The 22,602-nt window shown below is 71.3% G+C and carries 23 protein-coding genes; 12 read left to right on the forward strand and 11 right to left on the reverse strand.

The genetic code is table 11. The features are described from left to right. The first annotated feature begins 6 nt into the window (after positions 1 to 6). From ABT352_RS14860 to ABT352_RS14870, 3 genes are read left to right on the forward strand one after another with little or no spacing between them, the layout of a single operon-like run. Entirely contained in the window at positions 7 to 819 is an 813-nt protein-coding gene (locus tag ABT352_RS14860; protein ID WP_350945350.1) for an ABC transporter ATP-binding protein, read from the forward strand. Continuing rightward, a complete protein-coding gene (locus tag ABT352_RS14865) occupies positions 788 to 1,591 on the forward strand; it encodes an ABC transporter permease subunit (RefSeq protein ID WP_350945351.1) in 804 nt (267 codons plus the stop codon). Before ABT352_RS14860 ends, ABT352_RS14865 begins: the two co-directional genes overlap by 32 nt. Beyond that, the gene (locus ABT352_RS14870) at positions 1,591 to 2,700 is read left to right on the forward strand and encodes a PucR family transcriptional regulator (RefSeq protein WP_350945352.1); all 1,110 of its coding nucleotides are present in this window, start codon (positions 1,591 to 1,593) and stop codon (positions 2,698 to 2,700) included. Before ABT352_RS14865 ends, ABT352_RS14870 begins: the two co-directional genes overlap by 1 nt. A gap of 16 nt (positions 2,701 to 2,716) precedes the next feature. Here the strand turns inward: ABT352_RS14870 and ABT352_RS14875 are convergent, their stop codons facing one another. The 7 genes from ABT352_RS14875 to ABT352_RS14905 form a co-directional block, all read right to left on the reverse strand. Then, a complete protein-coding gene (locus ABT352_RS14875) occupies positions 2,717 to 3,679 on the reverse strand; it encodes a quinone oxidoreductase family protein (RefSeq protein WP_350945353.1) in 963 nt (320 codons plus the stop codon). Between the two features lie 62 nt (positions 3,680 to 3,741). After that, positions 3,742 to 5,490, reverse strand: a complete 1,749-nt coding sequence (locus tag ABT352_RS14880; protein ID WP_350945354.1) for a serine/threonine-protein kinase — start codon at positions 5,488 to 5,490, stop codon at positions 3,742 to 3,744. 37 nt (positions 5,491 to 5,527) lie between these two features. Beyond that, the gene (locus tag ABT352_RS14885) at positions 5,528 to 6,190 is read right to left on the reverse strand and encodes an HAD family hydrolase (protein ID WP_350945355.1); all 663 of its coding nucleotides are present in this window, start codon (positions 6,188 to 6,190) and stop codon (positions 5,528 to 5,530) included. Continuing rightward, on the reverse strand, positions 6,180 to 7,325 hold the full coding sequence (locus ABT352_RS14890; protein ID WP_350945356.1) for an ABC transporter ATP-binding protein: 1,146 nt from the start codon (positions 7,323 to 7,325) through the stop codon (positions 6,180 to 6,182). Before ABT352_RS14890 ends, ABT352_RS14885 begins: the two co-directional genes overlap by 11 nt. Further along, the gene (locus ABT352_RS14895) at positions 7,322 to 8,176 is read right to left on the reverse strand and encodes an ABC transporter permease (protein ID WP_350945357.1); all 855 of its coding nucleotides are present in this window, start codon (positions 8,174 to 8,176) and stop codon (positions 7,322 to 7,324) included. The genes ABT352_RS14890 and ABT352_RS14895 overlap by 4 nt, the downstream gene beginning before the upstream one ends. Next, a complete protein-coding gene (locus ABT352_RS14900; RefSeq protein WP_350945358.1) occupies positions 8,164 to 9,042 on the reverse strand; it encodes an ABC transporter permease in 879 nt (292 codons plus the stop codon). Before ABT352_RS14900 ends, ABT352_RS14895 begins: the two co-directional genes overlap by 13 nt. Further along, complete coding sequence (locus ABT352_RS14905; RefSeq protein WP_350945359.1) at positions 9,039 to 10,154, reverse strand: ABC transporter substrate-binding protein; 1,116 nt, start codon at positions 10,152 to 10,154, stop codon at positions 9,039 to 9,041. The genes ABT352_RS14900 and ABT352_RS14905 overlap by 4 nt, the downstream gene beginning before the upstream one ends. Positions 10,155 to 10,541: 387 nt before the next feature. On the opposite strand from ABT352_RS14905, the gene ABT352_RS14910 reads away from it, so the two are divergent. Continuing rightward, positions 10,542 to 11,297 carry a GntR family transcriptional regulator gene (locus tag ABT352_RS14910; protein WP_350945360.1) on the forward strand — a complete coding sequence of 252 codons (756 nt, stop codon included), beginning with the start codon at positions 10,542 to 10,544 and terminating at the stop codon, positions 11,295 to 11,297. A gap of 71 nt (positions 11,298 to 11,368) precedes the next feature. After that, a complete protein-coding gene (locus tag ABT352_RS14915; protein ID WP_350945361.1) occupies positions 11,369 to 11,635 on the forward strand; it encodes a DUF6504 family protein in 267 nt (88 codons plus the stop codon). A 52-nt stretch (positions 11,636 to 11,687) separates the two neighbouring features. On the opposite strand, the gene ABT352_RS14920 is transcribed toward ABT352_RS14915, so the two are convergent. Together ABT352_RS14920 and ABT352_RS14925 are read right to left on the reverse strand one after the other, a co-directional pair. Then, positions 11,688 to 12,515: a DUF4328 domain-containing protein gene (locus ABT352_RS14920; RefSeq protein WP_350945362.1), complete on the reverse strand. Its 828-nt coding sequence runs from the start codon at positions 12,513 to 12,515 to the stop codon at positions 11,688 to 11,690. Positions 12,516 to 12,599: 84 nt separating this feature from the next. Then, complete coding sequence (locus tag ABT352_RS14925) at positions 12,600 to 13,250, reverse strand: response regulator (protein ID WP_350945363.1); 651 nt, start codon at positions 13,248 to 13,250, stop codon at positions 12,600 to 12,602. Positions 13,251 to 13,464: 214 nt separating this feature from the next. Between ABT352_RS14925 and ABT352_RS14930 the strand changes: the two genes are divergently transcribed. Together ABT352_RS14930 and ABT352_RS14935 are read left to right on the forward strand one after the other, a co-directional pair. Then, positions 13,465 to 13,983: an RNA polymerase sigma factor gene (locus ABT352_RS14930; protein WP_350945364.1), complete on the forward strand. Its 519-nt coding sequence runs from the start codon at positions 13,465 to 13,467 to the stop codon at positions 13,981 to 13,983. Next, the gene (locus tag ABT352_RS14935) at positions 13,980 to 15,089 is read left to right on the forward strand and encodes a hypothetical protein (RefSeq protein WP_350945365.1); all 1,110 of its coding nucleotides are present in this window, start codon (positions 13,980 to 13,982) and stop codon (positions 15,087 to 15,089) included. The genes ABT352_RS14930 and ABT352_RS14935 overlap by 4 nt, the downstream gene beginning before the upstream one ends. A gap of 80 nt (positions 15,090 to 15,169) precedes the next feature. Here ABT352_RS14935 and ABT352_RS14940 read toward each other — a convergent pair whose 3' ends face one another. After that, positions 15,170 to 16,189, reverse strand: coding sequence for an LLM class F420-dependent oxidoreductase (locus tag ABT352_RS14940; protein WP_350945366.1), 1,020 nt, complete (start codon positions 16,187 to 16,189; stop codon positions 15,170 to 15,172). A gap of 111 nt (positions 16,190 to 16,300) precedes the next feature. Between ABT352_RS14940 and ABT352_RS14945 the strand changes: the two genes are divergently transcribed. Next, positions 16,301 to 17,794, forward strand: coding sequence for a sulfatase family protein (locus ABT352_RS14945; RefSeq protein WP_350945367.1), 1,494 nt, complete (start codon positions 16,301 to 16,303; stop codon positions 17,792 to 17,794). Here the strand turns inward: ABT352_RS14945 and ABT352_RS14950 are convergent. After that, positions 17,723 to 18,478, reverse strand: a complete 756-nt coding sequence (locus tag ABT352_RS14950; RefSeq protein WP_350945368.1) for a FadR/GntR family transcriptional regulator — start codon at positions 18,476 to 18,478, stop codon at positions 17,723 to 17,725. The two genes, ABT352_RS14945 and ABT352_RS14950, sit on opposite strands and share 72 nt — an antisense overlap. 70 nt (positions 18,479 to 18,548) lie before the next feature. On the opposite strand from ABT352_RS14950, the gene ABT352_RS14955 reads away from it, so the two are divergent. The 4 genes from ABT352_RS14955 (at position 18,549) to ABT352_RS14970 (ending at position 22,523) form a co-directional block, all read left to right on the forward strand. Next, on the forward strand, positions 18,549 to 19,469 hold the full coding sequence (locus ABT352_RS14955) for a heterodisulfide reductase-related iron-sulfur binding cluster (protein WP_350945369.1): 921 nt from the start codon (positions 18,549 to 18,551) through the stop codon (positions 19,467 to 19,469). A 106-nt stretch (positions 19,470 to 19,575) separates the two neighbouring features. Next, a complete protein-coding gene (locus ABT352_RS14960) occupies positions 19,576 to 20,982 on the forward strand; it encodes a lactate utilization protein B (protein ID WP_350945370.1) in 1,407 nt (468 codons plus the stop codon). Next, on the forward strand, positions 20,979 to 21,743 hold the full coding sequence (locus tag ABT352_RS14965) for a LutC/YkgG family protein (protein WP_350945371.1): 765 nt from the start codon (positions 20,979 to 20,981) through the stop codon (positions 21,741 to 21,743). Before ABT352_RS14960 ends, ABT352_RS14965 begins: the two co-directional genes overlap by 4 nt. Positions 21,744 to 21,980: 237 nt before the next feature. Further along, a complete protein-coding gene (locus ABT352_RS14970; protein ID WP_350945372.1) occupies positions 21,981 to 22,523 on the forward strand; it encodes a GNAT family N-acetyltransferase in 543 nt (180 codons plus the stop codon). Positions 22,524 to 22,602 lie beyond the last annotated feature (79 nt).

Below are 22,602 nucleotides of genomic sequence, written 5' to 3' on the forward strand. Positions count from 1 at the left end.
CGAGCGTTGGGCAAGACAACGACCATCAGGCTGCTCCTGGACGTCATCCGTCCCACCAGGGGCCGGATGACGGTCCTGGGCAGAGATCCCCGCGAGGCGGATGTGCGGAGCCGGATCGGTTACCTGCCCGGCGAGCTGGCTCTGGAGGGCAGGGAGAAGGCGGGGGAGTTCCTCGCCTTCCTCGGCGCGATGCGCGACGGCGTGCCCAAGGGGCGGATCGAGGAGCTGGCCGAGAGGCTGGAGGCCGACCTGTCGGTGCCGATGGGCAAACTCTCCAAGGGCAACAGGCAGAAGGTCGGGCTCATCCAGGCGTTCATGCACGAGCCGGAGTTCCTGATCCTCGACGAGCCGACCAGCGGCCTGGATCCGCTGATGCAGCAGGAGTTCCTCGCGATGGTCCGCGAGGTCCGCGCCTCGGGCCGTACCGTGCTGATGTCCTCCCACGTGCTGGCCGAGGTCGAGGACGTCTCCGACCGGGTGGGCATCGTGCGCGGCGGCAGGCTGGTCGCGGTGGAGGACGTCTCCGCGCTCAGGGAGAAGGCGGTGCGCCGGGTGGAGTTCCACTTCGACGCCCCGGTGCCCCGGGAGGCGTTCGAGAACCTGCCCGGCGTACGGGACCTGCGGGTCGAGGGGGCCGGGGTGCGCTGCACCATCGACGGCCGCCCGGACGCGCTGATCAAGGCGGCGGCGAGGTTCACGGTGGTGCACATGGTCAGCGCCCGGCCCGACCTGGAGGAGATCTTCCTCACCTACTACAGCCGGCACGAAGAGGAAGAGGAGGCGCGCGATGCCCGCACTGGTGTCGAAAAGCCTGCGTGACTACCGCAGGCCGCTGCTCGGCTGGACCATCGGGATCAGCGCCTTCTTCGCGCTGTACCTGGCCTTCTACCCGAACATCCAGAGCAACCCCGACCTTTACGGGGAAGTGGCGCTGACCAAGTTCCCCGGGGCGATGCGCGACCTCATGGGCGGCCTGGAGGAGGGATTCACCAGCGGCTCCGGCTATCTGCAGACCCTGGTCTACCAGCTGTTCGGGCCGCTGCTGTTCATCATGTGCGCCGCGGTGATCGGCAACCGGGCGATCGCCCAGCCCGAGGAGTCGGGCACGCTGGAGCTCGTCCTCACCCTTCCGGTCGACCGCAGGCGACTGGTCCTGGAGCGCTTCGCCGCCCTCGCCCTCGCACTGTTCGGCGTGGCGGCGGCCACCTTCCTCGCCGTCCTCGGCCTGGCGGTCGCCGTCGACATGGGCGTACCCGCCGGCAGGATCCTCGCCGGTCACGTCGGCGTCTTCCTGCTCGCCCTCTTCTTCGGGACGCTCTGCCTGACGGTCGGCGCCGCGACGGGTCGCAGGGGGGTCGCCCTCGCGGTGGTCGGGGTGGTCGCCGTGGCCGGATACGTGGTCGAGACCATGGGCAAGGACGTGGCCGGTGTGTCCTGGCTGCGCTGGATCTCGCCGTTCCACTACTACCTCGACGGTCGGCCGATCCAGCTGGGGCTCCCGGTAGCGGACTATCTCGTGCTGGCCGGGGCGACCGTCGTGCTGCTCCTGATCGCGATGCCGGCCTTCGACAGGCGTGACGTGGGAGTCTGATGGACGAGCTGCTCGGCGGCCATCTCCGGATGTTGCGGGAGGCGGCCGCCACCGGCAGGCTGCCGGGGCGGGCCGAGCTCGACGACTGCCGCGCCGCCGGCGCGCTGGCCGCCGAGCGGGGCGTGTCCGTGCGGGCACTGGTCGAGGCCGCGCTGGCGACGGCCGAGTCGGTGACCCCCACCCCGCTCCCGGCCCTGCGGCGTACGGTCTCCGCCCTGATGGAGGGGTACGAGAACGCCCAGCGGGCGGCGCTGCGCCGGGAGGAGACGGAGCGCAGGAAGTTCGTCGACGACCTGCTCCAGGGCCGTGCCGACAGGCTCGCCGAACGGGCCGAGCACTTCGGGCTCCGCATGGCCGAGACGTACGTGGTCGCCGTCGCCCGCCCTGCCACCGGAGCCGCCGCGGCCGTCGCTTCGGAGGACGGCGGGTTCGAGAGGCGCGACGGGTTCGAGAGGCACGGTGGGAAGGAAGAGGTCCGCGGGCTCGCGGGCGAGACCGAGGGGACGGCCAGGAGGATCGAGGAGGCGCTGGTCGCCCGGTTCGGCTCGCACAACGTGCTGGTCACGGTACGCGACGGGATGCTCGTGTGCGTGGCGCCGGGCAGCCTCGGCGTCGTGACCGGAGAGTTCACCCATCACGTGCGCCAGATGTTCGCGCCCGGCTGGCGGGTCGGGCTCGGCAGGGCGCACCGGGGCCCCGGCGGGGTGGTCACCTCCTATCGGGAGGGTGTCAACGCCATCGGGTTCGGCGACAGGCTGGGGCTGCGCGCCCCGGTGCTCAAGGCCGCCGACCTGCTGGTCTTCCCGGTGCTGCTGCGGGACCGTACGGCGATCGAGGACCTGGTGACGAGCGTCCTCAGCCCGCTGCTCGAGGCGCGGGGCGGCCCCGAGCCGCTGCTCGCCACGCTGGAGGCCGTCTTCGCCTCCCAGGGCAACCAGACCGCCGCCGCGCGCAGGCTCGATATCAGCACCCGGGCGGTGACCTACCGGCTGGAGCGGATCCGCCGCCTCACCGGGTTCTCGCCGGACGATCCCACCCAGCGTTTCACCCTGGAGACGGCGGTCCTGGGCGCCCGGCTCCTGGACTGGCCCGCCCAGCCGACGCACTGACCGGACCTCCGCGCCGTTACGGGATCAGGAGCAGCTTGCCGGTCGTCCGGCGGGCTTCGAGATCCTCGTGGGCACGGGCGGCCTCGGCGAGCGGGTAGCGCTCGGAGACGTGCACCCGCAGCTGCCCGGAGGCGACCCAGCCGTAGAGGTCGGAGGCGCGCCAGGCGAGCTCGTCGCGGGTGGCGATGTAGGAGCCCAGCGTCGGACGGGTGAGGAAGAGCGAGCCGTTCTTGGCGAGGACCTGCGGGTCGAACGGCGGGACCGGGCCGCTCGCCTGGCCGTACAGCGCCATCATGCCGCGCGGTCGCAGCGAGGCGATGCTCTCGTCGAAGGTGGCCGCGCCCACGCCGTCGTAGACGACGTGCACGCCGGAACCGGTCAGCTCGCGGACCGCGTCGGCGAAGCCCTTGTAGCGGAACACCTCGTCGGCGCCCGCCTGGCGGGCCAGGGTCTCCTTCTCGTCGGTGGAGACCGTGCCGATGACCCGGGCGCCGCGCAGCTTGGCGATCTGGGTGAGCAGCAGGCCCATCCCCCCGGCGGCGGCGTGCACCAGGACGTCGTCGCCCTCCTTCACCTCGTACGTGGAGTGCGTCAGGTAGTGGGCGGTCAGTCCCTGGAGGGTGACGGCCGCCGCGGCCTCGGCCGTCACCCCCTCGGGGACGGCGAGCACCTTGGAGGCGGGCACCACGTTCCTGGAGGCGTAGCTGCCCGGCACGTTCGCCCACGCCACGGTGTCGCCGACGGCGACGTCGCGCACGTCCTCGCCGACCGCGACGACGGTGCCCCCGCCCTCCTCGCCGGGAACGAAGGGCAGGGAGAGCGGGTAGCGGCCCATCCGGTGGTAGACGTCGATGAAGTTCACCCCGGAGGCGGCGACGTCGACCAGGACGTCACCGGGGTTCATCTCGGGGTCCGGGTGATCGTCGGTGTAGGTGAGAACCTCGGGTCCACCGGTGGCGGAGACGACTATGGCGCGCATCGTGCTGAACTCCTTCGGTCGGTCGGATGCCCCGTTCCCCGCAGGGTGCGGATCACTCGCCGTCAGGGCTGTGTGGTGGGGGCGGGGCCGTGCAGGGTGAAGTTGTCGAACGCGGTCCGCAGGACGGCGTCGCTGTTCTCGCCCACCCGGGCGATCACGCCGACGAGCCCGTTGGGCAGCGGGTTGGTGTCGAGGAACGACTGGGTCTGCTCGTCGTTGACCCACATGGTGAGCCGAACGCCCTCCTTCACGCCGGCGCACTCCGCCGTGAGCCGGACGGCCTCGCCCTTGGGCAGGTCGACCTTGACGGGCTTGGTGAGCTCGCCCCCGGCGCTCTTGACGGTCTTGCGGATGCGGGCGTTGCCCGAGGTGTCGAGCAGAAACTCGTACCGCGTCGCCTTGTTGTCGTCCTCGCCCCGGCAGAACAGCCCGTACTCGCCCATACCGACGGTGCCGGAGCGGATCGTGATGTCGGAGCCGAGCAGGATACGGCTCGGGGTGATCGGCATGGGACTGGCCGTGGGGTCGGGGGTGGCCGGGGGAGCGGAGACGAAGGGGATCGGGGCCTGCTCCCGCCTGATGGGGGAGTAACCGCTGACGTCGACGGCGTAGTAGCCGTTGGGGGAGTAGCCGTACGTGCCGGTCAACGGGCTGTAGGTGCCGCCGCTCCAGCCGGTGCCGCTCTGGGTGAAGTCGTCCTGGTAGAGCAGGGGGAGGTCCTCCGGAGGGCCGCCGGGAGCAAGGGCGAGGCGCAGCCCGATCCCCGCTGCCGCCACCAGCAGGGCCGCCACCGCCGCCCCGACGGCGAGGTTTCGCCGCCCGCCCGCGAGGCCGCGTGGGAAGGGACCGGTGCCGCCCTCCGGTGGCCCGGTGAGGGTGTGGCCGGGGCTGGAAGGCGTACCCGTGGGTCCACCGGGACCGGTTCCGCTCCAGGGGACGCCGTCAGGCGTCTCCCCGAGTTCCTGCCAGGAGGCCTGGACCGAGTGGGCGGCCTGTTCCGGCGCGGCGGAGCGGCCCACCAGGTGGTCGAGGAGCTGCTGCGAGGTGGGCCGGTTGTGCGGGTCCTTGGTCAGGGCGTAGGTGACGAGCTCGCGCAGCGCGGGCTCCATGCCCTCCAGGGAGGGTTCGGTGTTGAGCACCTGGTACAGCACGGCGGGCAGCGCCTCGCCGCCGAACGGCGCCCGCCCGCTCGCGGCGAAGGCCATCAGGCAGCCCCACGAGAACACGTCGCAGGCGGCGGAGACCGGCTCACCGCGCAGCACCTCGGGCGCCATGTATCGGGGGGTGCCGAGGATCTCGCCGGTCCCGGTCATCCCGCCGAGGGTGTCCAGCGCGCGGGCGATACCGAAGTCGATCACGCGGGGGCCGACGGGGGAGAGCAGCACGTTGGAAGGCTTGAGGTCGCGGTGCACGACTCCGGCGCCGTGGATGGCGGTCAGCGCGGTCGCCACCCCGACGGCGAGCGCGTCGAGGCTGGAGCCGCGGAGCGGCCCGTCCGTGTCGACGGCCTCCTCAAGGCTGGGGCCGGCGACGTACTCGGTGACGACGTAGAGCTGGTCGCCGTCGAGCGCGGCCTCGACGACCGCGGCCGTGCAGAACCTGCGGACCCGCTGCGCCGCGTCGGCCTCCCTGCGGAAGCGCATCCGGAACCGTTCGTGCCGGCTGTACTCCGGATTGATGACCTTGATGGCGACCTGCTGCCCGTCAGGGGACTCGCCGAGATAGACCGTGCCCATCCCGCCCCTGCCCAGCCGACTGAGCACGCGGTATCGGCCTATCTGCAGGGGTTCGTCGGGACTGAGGTCGCTCACCTTTGTGCCTAACCGCCTACGCCGTCACATGGGTGTTTCAGCCTATCGATCTTCTGCCGCTCACCAGCAGACGCAACAGCGGCACGCCGACTTTTTCCAGGCCGTCCACGGTCAGCACGTCCTCGGGCGCCGGACCGCCGGAGACCGACACCACCCGGCACCCCGCCGCGCGGGCCGCGGCGAGCCCGGTCGGGCTGTCCTCCACGGCCACGCAGTCGGCGGGGTCGAGGCCCAGCACGGAGGCCGCCCGCAGGTACGGGTCGGGCAGCGGCTTGCCGCGAACGGTGTCCTCGGCGGCCACGACCAGGGCGAAGCGCTCCGCCCCGACGGTACGCAGCACCATCTCCACGACGAGTCGCGGTGAGGCGCTGACCAGCGCCGCGGGTACGCCTTCCGCCCTCAGCTCGTCCAGCAGCCGGATCGCGCCGGGCAGCGGTGTCACCCCGCCGGAGATCCGTCCGGCGAAGGCCTCGGTGAGTCGCGCCCCGATCCGTTCCACGCCGGGCGGGGACGGTGCGCGTCGCGCGAGATGGCCGGCCACGTCCTCGACCATGCGGCCCAGGACGTGGCCGGCGTCGGCCTCCGTCAGCTCCAGGTCCAGCTCGGCGGCGACCGCCACGCACGCCTGCCACCACATCCCCTCGGTGTCGACGAGCGTGCCGTCCATGTCGAACAGAACGGCCTTGAGCTCACCCGACACCCGCGACGTCCTCGGACTCGGACGCTCCGGATGCCCCGGACGCCCTCGACGACGCGGCGGGCGTCGCGGAGTCCGGGGAGCCCTCAGGGGTGAGGACGGGGGCGGGGGCGGTGCGCGCGGCGACGAGCACGGGCCGCTGCACGAGGGAGACGTCCACCCGTGTGCCCGGCGCCAGGCGTACCGCGTCGTGTCCCGGCACGTCGCTGAGGACCTCCAGCTCGCCCACCCGCACCCGCAGCCGCGCGGTGGAGCCGCGGAAGGACGACGCCACGACCGTGGCGTTGCCTTCCGGGGAGGGCGTGACCAGCACGGCCTCCGGTCGCACCAGCACGTCGACGTCGGGTGAGGACGGCACGGAGCCGTCCACCGGCATGAGTTTCCCCATCACGGTCACCTCCCGGCCGGACAGCCGGCCGGGGATGTGGTTCATCGCGCCGACGAACTCCGCCACGAACGGGGTGGCGGGCCGGTCGTAGACCTCGGCCGGTGGGCCGCACTGCTCCAGCCGTCCGGCACGCAGCACCGCGACCTTGTCGGCGACCGAGAGGGCCTCCTCCTGGTCGTGGGTGACGAAGATGGTGGTGATGCCCAGTTCGAGCTGGAGGCGCCGGATCTCCTCGCGCAGCGAGACGCGGACCTTGGCGTCCAGCGCGGACAGCGGCTCGTCGAGCAGCAGTACGCGTGGTTCCAGTGCGAGTGCCCTGGCCAGGGCGACACGCTGCTGCTGGCCGCCCGACAGTTCGTGCGGGTAGCGCTGGGCGTGCGTCGGCAGGCCGACCAGCTCCAGCAGCTCGTCCGCCCGCGCGTGCCGTTTCGCGGTCGGCACCTTGCGCACCCGCAGCCCGAAGGCCACGTTGTCCCGCGCGTTGAGGTTGGGGAACAGGCTGTAGGACTGGAAGACCATGCCCGCGTCCCGCCGGTTGGCGGGCACCCGGGTGATGTCCTTGCCGTCCACGAGCACCGCTCCGGCGTCGGGGTGCTCGAAACCGGCGACGCAGCGCAGCGCGGTGGTCTTCCCGCAGCCGGAGGGGCCGAGCAGGGCCATCAGCTCGCCCTGTTCGACGGTGAGGTCCAGGCCGTCCAGGGCCACCGTGCGGCCGAACGCGCGACGCAGCCCCCGGAACTCGACGGTCATCGGCGTTTCCTTCCCGCACCCGAGAGGGTGAGCAGCAGCAGCCAGATGAGGAGCAGGCTGATGATCGACAGGGCGACGGAGAGCTGTCCGTCGTTCCCGGAGATGGTGACGATCCAGACGGGGAACGTCTGGTAGCCGAGCAGGGCGGCGACGGTGTACTCGCCGAGCACCAGCGCGAGGGCGAGGAACGAGGCGCTCGCGATGGAGGAGCGGATGTTGGGGATGATCACGCGGAACAACACGTACGGCCACGAGGCGCCCAGGTTGCGTGCCGCCTCCACCAGCGTCCGCACGTCGATCGCGCGGAGCCCGGCGTCCAGCGACCGGTAGACGAACGGCAGCGTCAGCATCACGTACGCGAGCACGAGGACGAAGGGGAACCTCTCGTTCTGGATGGCGATGAGCGTCGCCCAGAACGGTGTGGCGGCCAGCGCCTCGACGCCGTCACGCAGCGCCGTGCTGATGCCGACCACGTAGGTGATCGGCGGTACGACCAGCGGGAGCGTGGAGAGCACCTCCAGCACGGGCCGCAGCCGGGGCGCGCCGAGCCGTACGGCGAGCATGGCGGGAAGGGTGAGCAGCAGCACCGCGACGATGGTCGCCGCGGCCAGTGCCAGGGAGAGCAGCAGGCTGGGAACGAAGCCGGGCGCCGACAGGATCCGCCCGTAGGCGGCGAGCGAGAAGCCCTGGCCCTCGGAGTAGACGGTGAACCAGAAGGACACCGCCATCGGCACGACGAAGTAGACCGCCGCGACGACCAGCACGATCCCACGCCAGGCCCGCCGCGCTCCGGGGCGGGCGGTGGCGGCGGGACCCGGGGTGACGTCGGGCAGGGTCGCTACCGCAACCATCGGGAACTCCTCTTCTGCAGCGGCAGGTAGACCGCCATCACCAGCAGCGCGACGACGATCATGTCGAGGCTCAGGGCGAGCGCGACGTTCTCGTACCCGATGAGGACGTCCCCGGTGAGTGCCTCGGCGATCTGCAGGGTGACCAGGGGGACCGTGCTGCCGACCATGGCGTAGGCGGTGGCGTAGGCGGCGAAGGCGCCGCCGAACAGCAGGACGACGCCGCCGAGCAGGGCCGGGGTGAGCACCGGGACGCCGACGTAGCGCCAGAACTGCCAGGTGGTGGCGCCGTTGTTCTGCGCCGCCTCCCGCCACTGCGGGCGCAGGCCGTCCAGCGCCGGGGTCACGACGAGCACCATCAGCGGCACCGAGAAGTACATGTAGACCAGGGCGAGGCCCCAGAAGTTGTACAGCACGCCGGGGCCGAGGCCCAGCGCGGTGGTGATCACCCCCGAGTTGCCCAGGGTGGCGATCCAGATGAAGGCGAGTGGCACGCCGCCGAAGTTGGCCAGCACCCCGGAGAAGGTGAGTACGGCCTCGCGCAGGGCGGTGAACCGGGAGGTGACGACGGCCTGGGCGAGGAACGTCCCGGCGACCGCGGCGGCGACCGCCACCACGGCCGACAGCTGAACGCTGCTGATCAGGGCGTTCAGGTAGGCGCCCTGCAGGCTTCTGGACAGGTTGGCGGTGCCGAGGGAGGAGACCTTGGTCACCGGGTCCTTGACGGTGAACGCGCCGACCAGCAGCGTGAGCGCCGGGATCCCGAAGGCCACCGCCGTCACGACGAGCAGCGGCAGGGCTCCCACCCAGTTCTTGGAGCGAGGACGGCCGCCGCGTGGGGCGGCGGCCGTGACAGCCGGGACCGTCATCCCGAGACCGCGGCGCCCCAGCCGTCGGCCAGGACCTCCTTGGCCTTGTTGACCTGGGCCTCCGTCGGGAAGGTGGGGTCACCCTCGACCGGCGGGAGGTTGGCCTCGGCCGTCGCGTCGACCGTGCCGTCGGCCTTCATCGCGGGCAGCAGCACCGGGCGGGCGAAGCCGCCGAGGTAGAGGTTCTGGCCCTCGGCGCTGTAGAGGAACTCCTGCCACAGGCGCGCGGCGGCCGGGTGCGGGGCGTCCTTGTTGATGGCCTGGGCATAAAGCTGGAAGTACTTGCCGTCGTCGGGGATGACGGTCTTCCAGTCGATGCCCTTCTCGGCCATCTTGGGGGCGTAGGCGGCGTTGTTGTAGTCCCAGTCGATGCTGATCTGGGTCTCGCCCTTCTCGATGGTGGCCGGGGTGGTCTCCACCGGGTTGAAGTTCCCGGTCTCCTTCAGCTTCTTGAAGAAGTCGAGGCCGGGCTGGATGTCGTCGAATGACCCGCCGTTGGCGAGGGCCGCCGCGTACACGCCCGCGAACGCCGAGCCCGACTTGGTGGGGTTGCCGTTCAGCGCGACCTTGCCCTTGTACTCGGGCTTGAGCAGGTCGGCGTAGGTCTCCGGGCACTTGTCGATCTTCTTGGCGTCGCAGCCGATGGAGATGTAGCCGCCGTAGTCGTTGAACCAGAGGCCGCTCGGCTCCTTCTGGTTGTCGGGGATCTTGTCCCAGCTCTCGACCTTGTACGGCGCGAACAGGCCCTCGGCGGCGCCGCTGATCGCGAAGGACTGGCCGATGTCGAGCACGTCGGGGGCGCGGTCCTGGCCCTTGCGGGTCTTCACCGCGTTGATCTCGTCGGCGCTGGAGGCGTCGGGGGTCTCGCTCTCGATCTCGATGCCGTACTTCGCCGTGAAGGCCTCGATGATCTTTCCGTAGTTGGCCCAGTCGGGCGGGAGGGCGATGACGTGGAGCTTGCCCTCCTTCTTGGCGGCCTCGACGAGCTTGTCCAGCCCGCCGAAGTCGGCGGCGGAGGTGGCGGTTCTGGCGTCCACTCCGGCCGCGGAGCCGTCGGCGCCCGCCGTGGGGGCCGCTGTGGTGGGGGCGGCTCCGCACGCTGTGGCGCTCATCAGGAGGAAGGCGGCCAGGCCTGCAAAGCGAACTCGGGATGCGATCACTGTGTCTCCCAAGGGGGTGTCGCGCAATATTTCACGAAAGTAGACGAACTTGTACAAACAAGCTAGACCCCCTATGTCGTGAATCAGTTGCTGTTTGGTGAACGGGCGAAGTACAAGGGTGAAATGCGGAAACTCGGGCTATGTGCGGCGATAATGCTTGTTTAGGGTGGGGTTCATCCGGACATATGGTGCGCGCAGCGAGGGGTTCCGTTGACGCCTGACGGGCCGGACGCGAGTGGGCGGTTCGAGAGGCGAGGCGAGATTGCACGGTCACCGGGTGTACGGGGGTGCGTGGGAGAGAGCCGTGGGGTTCGCGGGTACGCCGGAAGGGGGGCGGAGGTGACGGCCCGGTACATGGGCATCGCGGAGGAACTGCGCGACGCGATCATGCGAGGCGAGCACCCCGTGGGTGCCCAGCTCCCCTCGGAGGCCGAGCTGGCCGCCCGCTTCGCGGCCTCGCGCGGCACGATCCGCCAGGCGGTCGCCGTACTCGCCACCGAGGGCCTGGTCGGGTCCCGCCAGGGCGCCAGACGCATCGTGCTCGGCCGTGAGCGCAGCCAGAGCTTCGCCGAGCTGCACAGCTTCGCCCAGTGGGCGCGGGCGATGGGCTACCGGGTGAGCGGGCGGATGCTGGAGCAGCGCCGCAGGGGCGCCGACGTCACCGAGGCCGCCAGGCTCGCCCTCCAGCCGGGCGATCCGGTGCTTTTCGTGCTGCGGCTGCGCTCCCTGGAGGGTGAGCCGGTGATGCTGGAACGCACGGTCTACGCCGGGTGGATCGCCCCGGCCGTCGAGCGCATCGAACCCGGCTGCGAGTCGGTCACCCAGGCCCTCTACGAGAGCGTCGGCCTCGTCTTCGCCTACGGCGAGCACCTCATCGACGCGGTCGCCGCGGGCGTCGAGGACTCCAGGCTGCTCGCCGTGCGCAGGGGCAGCCCGCTGCTGCGCCAGCGCCGGGTCACCACCACCCACGAGGGGCGGCCCGTCGAGTGGTCCGACGACCGCTACCGCGCGGGCAGCGTCACCTTCAGCATCCGCAACTCGGTGGACGCCAATCCGCTCGTACGGCAGATGGGGGACTTGCGCCCGGCCCCGTGAGAACGTATGTTCGATACGCCAGACCCGTCTTCCCCCGGGTGCTCATCGGAAAGCCGTGGGAGAAGAGCGTCTTGAGCAGACTTTACGGCGACCCCGTCGAAGTGTGGATCCGCGACGGGCAGCCCGTCCAGTTCGTCTGGGGCGATCGCCTCCACGCCGTCGGCAGGGTTCTCGACCACTGGGTCGTCGCACGCGAGTGGTGGAAGACCTCCGCCGGTGATCCCGGCGAGCGCCGGTTCTGGCGGGTCGAGGCCGCCTCGGGAGGCCGGGCCGGCACCTACGAGCTCAGGTTCGACACCGCGGGCGAGGGCTGGCTGCTGATCAGGGCCTGGGAGTGACGCCCCGCCCCGGGCACGCCTCCGGCGTGCCTTCCATCGGGCGGGGCGGTGCTCACTGCCCGGCGGGATGGACCTCCTGGGGCTGCTCCTGCCCGGAGACCTCCGGTGAGAGTGTCTCGGAGGGAGTGGGGTCCTCCACGGGCGGGGTCGGGACCGATCTCACCGGGTTTCGCTTCCCCCGGTCCTGCTGCACCGAGGTCGGTTTCACCGGGGCCGTCTCCGTCGCCTGCGCCGGGAGGCGGCGCTCCGGCCTGGTCCGCCGCCGGTGCCCGGCGCCCGCGGCCTGGATGCCGGTGATCTGCCGCACGGTCGTCGCGCACAGCAGGGAGGCGGTCGCGACGGCGATCAGCTCGGTCAGGCCGAACCCGGTCAGGCTCGTGCCTCCCTGGGGCGCCCCCGGCCACAACCGTGCAAACACCAGCGCGGAGGCGACGAGCCAGCTCAGCCACCAGGCGGTGAGCAGAGCCTTCCAGCGCAGGCGGCGATCCAGCGGCGGCCGGGAGGCTCGCCACAGCCGGTCGACCAGCACGGGGGGTGCGGCCAGGTTGACCACCGGCACGAACCAGCTCACCAGCACCGGCGCCACCGCGGGCCGGTCGGCGCCCTGCCGGGCGCGGAGCAGCCAGTTCAGGTACGCGGCGACGGCGGCGATCGCGGATGCGGCGAAGAACATGATCAGAATGGCGAAGACGGTGACCGCGCCGAAGACCGCGTCGGCTCCGGGGGCGTGGGGGTCGCCGTTGAGCTCGGATATCTCCAGGACGAGGCGCCGGCCGCGGACCTGTTCGAACACCGCCAGGGCGGCGACCGCGACCACCAGTGCGGTGAGCGTGACATAGACGGCCGAGGCCGATTTTTGTAGAGATGGGATAGAGCGCATGTATATCTCCCCCCGCCATGCGCTGAGGACCTGCCCCTTTTCCTATCCCGTCAGCGCTCCCGCTAATCAGCGCGGATGCCCTGCTCAGCCGACGATGCCGGACTCCCACGCCCAGGCGGCGATCTCCACCCGATTCCTCGCGCCCAGCTTCGCCTGGATGCTCCCCAGGTGGGTCTTCACGGTCGACAGCGAGACGAACAACTCGGCGGCGACCTCCTGGTTGGTCCGCCCCCTCGCGACCAGCCGCACGACGTCCAGTTCGCGCTCGGTGAGGGGCTCGCTGGGCGGGCGTACGCCACCGGCCCGAGGGTGGGAGAGGTGTTCGAGCAGGCGCACGGTCACCGAGGGCGACACCAGCGCGTCCCCGGCCGCCGCGGCCCGGATCGCCTCGATGAGCAGCGTCGGCCCGCTGTCCTTGAGCAGGAAACCGGTCGCCCCCGCGCGCAGCGCGCCGTAGACGTACTCGTCGAGGTCGAAGGTGGTGACGATCACCACCCTCATCGGGTCCGCCACCCCCGGCCCCGCGAGGATGCGGGTGGCCTCCAGACCGTCCAGCTTGGGCATGCGGATGTCGAGCAGGCACACGTCCGGTCGTAACCGTCGTGCCAGCTCGACGGCCTCGGCCCCGTTGGCGGCCGTCGCCACGACCTCCATGTCCTGCTGGGCGTCCAGAATCATCTGGAACCCGGTCCGCACCAGTTCCTGGTCATCGGCGATGAGCACCCGAATCGTCACCTGTTGGATTGTGCCAGCCCACGGGCGGTTCCGGATCGGGCATCCGGCCGATGCGCTGGTAAGCAACGGCGAATCGCCCTTTCGGGCGATCCATGCGGGCGAGGGCGTGGAGAAGTCAGGGGCAGGCCGAGGCGGGTGGGTGGGGAAACAGGGCGCCGGATAAATTTTCTCCTCCCGGCCGGTGATCGGGGGGCCGGGAAAGGCACTCCTTGGTGTGGATGATCCAGAAGCGCGATTCACCGCGCTGTACGACCAGCACTATCGCAGCGTGCTCGGCTACACGCTGCTGCGCGCGGAGCGGCAGGCGGCCGAGGACATCGCGAGCGAGACGTTCCTGATCGCCTGGCGGCAGCTGGAGGAGCTGCCGGAGCCGCCGCTGCCCTGGCTGCTCGGCGTCGCCCGGAACCTGCTGCGCGGGCAGCGGCGTTCCGGGCTGCGACGGCGGGCACTGGTGGAACGGCTGGCGGAGCTGTCCTCGGAGGGCGACGTGACCGAGCGGGTGGCCGAGCAGGTCGCCGAGCGCGAGGCGGCCCTCGCGGCGCTCGCCGGGCTGTCCGAGCTGGACGCCGAGGCGGTGATCCTGGCCAGCTGGTACGGGCTGGCTCCGGCCGACGCCGCCAAGCTCGCCGGCTGTTCCGCCCGGGCCTTCACCGTCCGCCTGTATCGCGCACGCCGCCGCCTGTCCCAGGCACTCGACCTCACCCCGACCACCACCCTTCAGGAGCAGTCTTGAACGACGTCGACGAACGTCTCCGTACTCTGCGCCCGGACGCACTCACCGAGGACGCCTACCGGCGGCGCCGAGATGCCGACCTCGCCCGAGCCTTCGCGACGACCGTGTCCCGATCCGGCCAGACGTCCGGCTCCGTGTCCTCCGACGCGTCTCCCCGCAGGTTCCGCCTCACTCCCAAGCTCGCGCTGACCGGTGCCCTGGTCGGGCTGGCCGCCGCCGTGACGGTGCCCGCCGTCATGACGGGGACGATCGGGCTTCGGGGGCCGGGTGGCGGCCGGACCGCGGCGATCACCTCCCCGGACCCGGCCTCGGGCACCTCTCAGGTACGGCCCCCCGCGACACCCGGCACGCCGACGGTCACGCTCGACGCCCGGTCGTTCCTGCTGGCGGGCGCGGAGACGGTGGCGCGCGTGACCTCCCCGGAGGGCCGGTACTGGTTCGAGCGCACCAGGACCTTCGAACCCGTCGGGTCCGGCGCGACCGTCGCCCACACCGACGAGTCCTGGTACGACGGCCAGGCCGGACGGACCGTGTCCAACCAGGACGTCAAAATCACTTTCGCCACCGAGGCCGCGAAGGCGGAATGGAGGGCGAAGGGGGCCCCGGCACTGTGGCCGGGGCCGCGTACCGAGGACTTCTCCCGGCTCACGCTGAGCTGGCGGGTCGGGAGCGAGACGCTGACCTTGGACGAGGCGCGGGACCTGCCCGGCGACGCAGGGGAACTGGAACGGTGGCTCCGTTCGGCCCACCAAGACGGGCCGTTCCCGGCCTTCGTCTTCGACGCCGCGCGTTACCTGCTCTCCTCACCCGCGAGCCCGGCCACGCGCGCCGCGATGCTGCGCGTCCTCGCGGCCCAGCCAGGGATCGTCCTGGAGAAGAACGTCCTCGACCCGCTCGGGCGCACCGGCTTCGCCGTCACCACGGCCGAAGGCCACCACACCCTGGTCGTCGACGAGTCGGGGGCGCGCCTGCTGGCCTTCGCCTACACGGGCCCGGACGAGAGCCCCCGTACCGGTGACCGTTCCGTGCACCTCCCCTTCCGTAAGGGCCTCAAGATCGCCTACGAGGACTCCGGCTGGGTCGGGAAGGTCGGCGTCCGGAGGTGACGTCCGCCCCGCCGCCCGGCGAGACCGGCGGGCGGCGGGGCGGTCCTCGCGCGAGGAGGAGCGGCGTCGCCCGGGACGGTTCAGCCCAGGACGAGGTCCCTGACGGTCTTCAGGGATGCCTCGTCGCGAGGGCCCATCACCAGGAGGTTGCTCACCGGGCTCTCGCGCCACAGCTGCAGGCGCTCGCGGATGCGGCCCACCGGGCCGACCAGGGAGATGCCGTCGGCCAGCTCGTCGGGGATCGCGTTGAACGCCTCGTCCCTGCGTCCGGCCAGGTAGAGGGCCTGGATCTCCTCGGCGGCCTCGGCGTAGCCCATCCTGGCGATGATGTCGGCGTGGAAGTTGCGGCTCTTGGCCCCCATGCCGCCGATGTAGAGGGTGAGCATCATCTTCACCCCGTCCAGCGCCGCCCGGACATCGTCGGTGATGAGGGTCATGACCATGGCGGCGATGTCGAAGCCGGGGTCGGCGCCGGCGAGCGAGGGGCCGTACATCCGCTCGATCTTCTCGGGGAACACGAACAGCGGCAGCCAGCCGTCGGCGATCTCGGCGGCGAGCGCGACGTTCTTCGGCCCCTCCGCGCCCAGGTAGAGGGGGATCTCGGCGCGCAGCGGGTGCGTGATCAGCTTCAGCGGCTTGCCGAGGTTCGCGCCTCCCGGGTAGGGGAGGGGGTAGTGCTCGCCGTCGCTGGTCACCGGCTCCTCGCGGCGCCACACCTTGCGCATGATCTCGACGTACTCGCGGGTGCGGGCGAGCGGCCTGGGGAACGGGTTCCCGTACCAGCCCTCGACGACCTGGGGCCCCGACGCGCCGATACCGAGCAGCAGCCGCCCGCCGGTGAGATGATCCAGGGTCATCGCGGTCATCGCGGTCGCCGCCGGGGTTCTGGCGGAGATCTGCACCACGGATGTGCCGAGTTTGATGCGGGATGTCCGCGCGCCGTACCAGGCCAGGGGAGTGAAGGCGTCGCTACCGTAGGCTTCCGCGGTCCAGACGGACTCATAGCCCAATCGCTCCGCGGTCTGGACGAGTTCGGTGGCGTCGTCGGCGTTCCGTTGCCAGTAGCCGAGGTTCAGGCCGAGCTTCAGGTCGGTGCTCACGGGGTTCTCCTCGCGACGCGGCGCCGGACGGATCCCGCAATTAGAACACGTTCTATATTGGTCGGTCGAGTGTGAGGTGTCGAGATTCTGTCTTCCGGGAAGCGTGCTTCTGTGCTCAACGCCGCTCGCAAACTCCTCTCCCTGGTGTCGCTCCTCGCCCTCGCCGCCATGGGAACGATCCCGGCCGTGGCGCACGCGCAGGGACGGCCCAACATCCTGTTCGTCCTCGTCGACGACCTGGAGGCGGGTGATCTACGGAGATTTCCCAACATCTGGAACCTCCTCGCGCAGGGCGGCACCGGCTTCGACAGGTTCTTCGTGCCGAACTCCTGGTGCTGCCCCTCCCGCGCGTCGATCATGCGCTGCCAGTACGTGCACAGCCACGGCGTGCTGACCAACACCGCCCCCGAAGGGGGGTTCACCAAGTACTACACATCCGGTCTGGAACGTTCCAACCTCGGGACCTGGATGAAGTCGGCCGGATACCGCACCGGGCTGATGGGCAAATACCTCAACCACTATCCCGGCGGCGCCACCTCCGCCACCCACGTGCCTCCCGGCTGGGACGAGTGGGACGTGCCGGTGCGCAGGCTGTACGAGGAGTACGGCTACACGCTCAACGAGAACGGCCTGCTGCGGAAATACGGCTTCGCGCCGCAGGACTACCTGACCGACGTGCTCAGCGCGAAGGCGAGGGCGTTCGTCTCCCAGCCGAGCCGGGATCCGTTCTTCCTGTATCTCGCCCCGGTCGCCCCGCACAACCCGGCCAACTACGCCCCCCGGCACGAGGCCGCCTTCGCCGGGGTGGTGGCCCCGCGCACCCCGTCCTTCGACCAGGCGGACGTCAGCGCCGAGCCACTCTGGCTCAGGTCGCTCCCGCCGTTCGACGCCGCGAGGGTCCGCAAGATCGACCGGCACTACCGGGACCGGCTCCGGGCGATGCTCGGCGTGGACGACATGGTCGGCGCCCTCGTCGAATCGCTCAGGGCCTCCGGCAAGCTCGATGAAACGTATATCTTTTTCTCCTCCGATAACGGGTTCCACCTGGGCCAGCACCGGCTCGCCCAGGGCAAGACCACACCCTTCGACGAGTCGATCAAGGTGCCGCTGCTGGTGAGGGGACCCGGCGTGCAGGCGGGCCGCGTCGTCGGCGACATGGCCGCGAGCATTGACCTCGCCCCGACGTTCGCGCAACTCGCCGGGGTCACCCTCCCCGACTTCGCCGAGGGGCGCTCCCTGCTGCCGCTCCTGCGGGGCGAGACGCCGCCCTCGTGGCGGCAGAACGTGCTGCTGGAGTTCTACCGCCCGACCAGCCCGGATTCGGCCCGCCAGACCCCGGTCCCCGCCTACCAGGGGATGCGGACCGCCCAGAGCACCTTCGTCCGCTACTCCACCGGCGAGTACCAGATCTACGACGTCGTCAGGGACCCCTACCAGCTCCACAACCTCGCCGCGGAGATCCCGCTCCCGGTGATCGCCGAGTTCAACCGGCAACTCGACGCCCTGGTCTCCTGCTCGGGCGCCTCCTGTCGCTCAGCCGACTCGGTCAGACCGCCCCTGCTGCCCTTCAAGCCCCTCGTCATTCTCAGCCCGTGGGGGACGTGAGATGCCGGGGTAGGCCCGTCGCAGGTGGTCCTCGACGGCGGAGGCGGCCTCCGCCGCGTCCCCGGCGGCGATGGCCCGGTGGATCCGGCGGTGGTCGGCCATGAGCCCCGCGGTGTCGCCGAGGCGCTCGACAGCCTCGACCGCGTAGCGGCGGAGCGAGTCGCGCAGGGAGAGCATCATCGCGGTGGTCAGCCTGTTGCCCGAGGCCTCGGCGATGGCGACGTGGAAGGCCGTGTCGTGCTCGACGAACTCCTCGGCCGTCGTGGTGGCGTCCATGCGCTCCAGCGCGGCGGTCAGGGCGGACAGGTCGGCCCCGTGGACGGCGGCGTGCGAGACCGACCACTTCTCGATCATCAACCGGGCGTCGACGACCTCCTCCAGCGACAGGTTCGCCAGCCCGAGGTGCAGCCTGAGCAGGTCGCTCAGGGCCTCGGCGGGCCTGGAGATGAGGAGGGCCCCCGCGTCGGGACCCCGCCCGACCTGCGAGGAGACCACTCCCAGCGTCTCCAGCACCCGCATCGCCTCACGTACCGACGACCGGCTCACCCGTAGCTGCTCGGCGAGTTGCCGCTCGCCGGGCAGGCGATCCCCGACCCTGAGGCCGTCGTCCGCGATACGGCGCTCGATCTGGGCGATCACCTCCTCGAACGTCCGGGTGCGCCGGACCGGCTGCCAACCGCTCAAGAGGACCTCCTCTTGTGGAGAAATATGGTCAGACCATACTGTGGTCAGGCCATTGAAAGGAAGGAGCGCCGTGCGCGTCGCCCTCTTCGTCACCTGCGTGAACGACACGCTGTTTCCCGGCACCGGGCGGGCGGTCGTCACGCTGCTGCGCCGCCTAGGATGCGACGTCGACTTCCCCGGCGCCCAGACCTGCTGCGGCCAGATGCACGTCAACACGGGATATCCCGAGGAGGGCCGGCGGCTCGCGCGGCACTTCGTGGACGTCTTCGCCCCCTACGACGCGGTCGTCGCGCCGTCGGGATCGTGCGCCGCGATGGTCCGCGAGCAGTATCCCCGGCTCGCCCGCACCGCCGTCGCCCCCGCCCGGGTCAGGACCGGGAGCCCCGGAGGGCTGATCACCGGGACCGTCGGGACCTCGGCGCCCCGGGCGGTTCCGCCGAGAGGCTCGGGTCCCGCTCCGGCGCCTCTCGCGGGCGGGTCGGAGTCGCCTGCTCCGCCGAGGGACCCGCGCCCCGGCCCGGCGCCCCGCGAGGGTGAGTCAGGGTCCTTCGCCGCCGAGGTGGCCGAGCTGGTGCCCAAGGTCTACGACCTCTCCGAGTTCCTCGTCGACGTCCTCGGCGTCACCGACGTGGGCGCCTACTTCCCGCACCGGGTGACCTACCACCCGACCTGCCACTCGATGCGGATCCTGCGCGTGGGAGACCGGCCCACCCGGCTGCTGGAGCAGGTCAGGGGGCTGGAACTGGTCCCGCTCCCCGGTGCCGACGAGTGCTGCGGCTTCGGCGGCACCTTCGCGGTGAAGAACCCGGCGATCTCCGCGGCGATGTGCGCCGACAAGGTGCACAACGTCGCGACCACCGGTGCCGAGGTGCTGTGCGCCGCCGACAACTCCTGCCTGATGCACATCGGCGGCACCCTGAGACGCCAGCGCACCGGTGTGCGGATCATGCATCTCGCCGAGATCCTCGCCGCCACGGAGACCACCCGATGAGCGGCCCGGCCACCGGTGAGAGAGCCGTCGGCGAGAGGAGCGTCGGTGAGAGGGGCGTTGACGAGGAGAGCGTCGACGAGAGGACTCACGTGAGGGAGGTCCACCGGTGAGCGGCACGTTCCTGGGCATGCCCGCCTTCCCGGCGAACGCCGCGGTCGCCGTGCGGGACTCGCAGCTCAGATACAACCTCCGCAGGGCCACCCGCACGATCCGCGGCAAGCGGGCCTTCGTGGTCGACGAGCTGCCCGACTGGGCCGAGCTCCGCCGGGCGGGCAAGGAGATCAAGGACCACACCCTGCGCAACCTGGAGCACTACCTGCTCCGCATGGAGGAGGCCGTCACCGCCGCGGGCGGTCACGTCCACTGGGCGGCCGACGCCGAGGAGGCGAACAGGATCGTCGCCGACCTGGTCAAGGCCACCGGCGAGACCACCGTGGTCAAGGTCAAGTCGATGGCCACCCAGGAGATCGGCCTCAACGAGGCACTCCAGGCGGAGGGCATCACCGCCTACGAGACCGACCTGGCCGAGCTGATCGTCCAGCTCGGTGACGACTGGCCCTCGCACATCCTGGTCCCGGCGATCCACCGCAACCGTTCGGAGATCCGCGAGATCTTCCAGGAGAAGATGGCCGACTGGGGCCGTGCGGCGCCCGAGGACCTGACCGACGAGCCCCGCGCCCTCGCCGAGGCCGCCAGGCTCCACCTGCGCGAACGTTTCCTGTCGACCAAGGTCGCCGTCTCCGGCGCCAACTTCATGATCGCCGAGACCGGCACGCTGGTGGTGCTGGAGTCCGAGGGCAACGGGCGGATGTGTCTCACCCTGCCCGAGACGCTGATCAGCGTGGTCGGCATCGAGAAACTGCTGCCGAGCTGGCGGGACCTGGAGGTCTTCCTCCAGCTGCTGCCCAGGAGCTCCACCGGCGAGCGGATGAACCCCTACACCTCCACCTGGACGGGCGCGACCGAGGGCCAGGAGTTCCACCTGGTGCTGCTCGACAACGGCCGCACGAACGTGCTCGCCGACGAGGTGGGCCGCCAGGCGTTGCGTTGCATCCGCTGCTCCGCCTGCCTCAACGTCTGCCCGGTCTACGAGCGCGCCGGAGGCCACGCGTACGGGTCGGTCTATCCGGGACCGATCGGCGCGATCCTCACCCCGCAGCTGCGCGGGACCGCCTCGGAGCTGGACGCGTCGCTGCCGTACGCCTCGACCCTCTGCGGCGCCTGCTTCGACGCCTGCCCGGTCGCGATCGACATCCCCGAGGTCCTGGTCCACCTGCGCGGCAAGGTCCGCCACGCGCGCGCCGAGCGCCTGGGCATGCGCGCCGCAGGGTGGGTGTTCGACCGCCCCACGCGGCTGGCGCGCGCCCAGCGGTTCGGCGGGCGCCTGCGCAGGTTCGTCCCCGGCCGCCTGCCGGGGCCGCTCTCCGCCTGGACCGACACCCGTGACATTCCCGACATCCCCGCCGAGTCCTTCCGCGACTGGTGGAACCGTACCGACGGAGGTGCCCGATGACCGCCGGAGCAGCGTCCCCCGCGCCTGGTCCCGGGCGGCCGTCCGGTGCCTCCTCGGGGGCGGGTGCCCTCTCCGGCAAGAGCGGTTCCTCGGCCACGGGTGGTTTCTCCGGTACGGGTGGCTCCTCGGGTTCGGGTGGTTTCTCCGGTACGGGGGCCAAGGAGCGGATTCTGGCGAGGATCCGCTCCGCCGTGGCAGGAGCGCCCGACGTCGAGATCACCCGCGCCTACCGCACGTCACCGGAGTCGGTGGCCCCGGAGGGCGTGGTGGAGTTGTTCGCCGAGCGTGTGGCCGACTACCGGGCCGTCGTGCACGTGGTGGACGAGGCGGAGGTCGCCGCGACGGTCGCGGCGGCGCTGGCCCGGCGGGGCGCCGGCCGACTGGTCGTCCCCGAAGGGCTGCCGCCGGAGTGGGCTCCGGACGACCCGGTCACCGACGACCCTCCGCTGAGCGCGGTGGAACTGGACGGGGTGGACGGGGTCGTCACCGGATGCGCGGTCGCGATCGCGGTGACCGGCACCATCGTGCTGGACGCCGGACCCGGCCAGGGGCGGCGGGCACTCACCCTGGTCCCCGACTACCACCTGTGCGTGGTGCGGGCCGGGCAGATCGTGGCCGGGGTCCCCGAGGCCGTCGGCAGGCTCGACCCCACCAGGCCGCTGACCTGGATCAGCGGCCCCTCCGCGACCAGCGACATCGAGCTGAACCGGGTGGAGGGCGTGCACGGCCCACGCACGCTGGAGGTCGTCATCGTCCGCTGAGCCGTCGTACCCCCAGCCGGTTCGGCGGGGACGATCCTCGCCGACGGGAGGTCGTCGCCCGCTGAGCCGTACCCCGAGCCGACTCGGTCCGGATGATCGCCACCGGCTCGTCGTCCGTCGAGGCGTTCCCTTCGGATCCCGATCCGGCCCGGCCCGTCCGGGCCGGATCGGGATCTTGCGCGGGCGGGGTTCGCCGGGGTGAGGTTGGGACCACACATCTCCCGGCAAGGAGGGCGCGTGACCGCCTTCGTCCCCGATCCGCCGATCCTGACCGGCCGGCTCGTGATCCGGCCTTTTCGCCTGGGTGACGCCCCCCGCGTCCGCTCGGTGATCAGGGCGCGTGACAGGTTCCTGCCGCCAGGCGCCCCTGGGCACCCGTCGGGCATCTCCCAGTGGCTCTCCCACGGGGTGCACGAACTGCGCCGCTCCGGCCAGGGCGTGCACCTGGCGATGGAGGCCGACGGGCTGATCGTGGGCGCGATCAGCTTCTTCAGGACCCTCTGGGGTGCGGGGACCACCGAGGTCGGGTACGGGGTGCATCCGCTGCACCGGGACCGGGGCTACGCCACCGAAGCCCTGCTCGGTGTGGCGCGCTGGGTGTTCGAGACCACGGAGATACGCAGGATCGAGCTTCGCGCCGGCCTGGACAACACGGCCTCCCTCCGGGTCGCGGAGAAGGCCGGTTTCGTCAGGGAGGGCGTACTTCGCGCCGCCGAGCTGGGGGAGGACGGTCCGCGCGACATCGTGGTGTTCGGAATGCTCAGAAGTGATCTGTCCTGATCCACGCGGGATTTTCGTGTCGCGGGTGGCGCGATGGACGTCATGCCTGGCCGGGAAGGGGGAGGGGTGCGCGGGGTGT

Origin of the sequence: Streptosporangium sp. NPDC000563 (genome assembly GCF_040299985.1) — a bacterium.
Taxonomy (GTDB): Bacteria; Actinomycetota; Actinomycetes; order Streptosporangiales; family Streptosporangiaceae; genus Streptosporangium.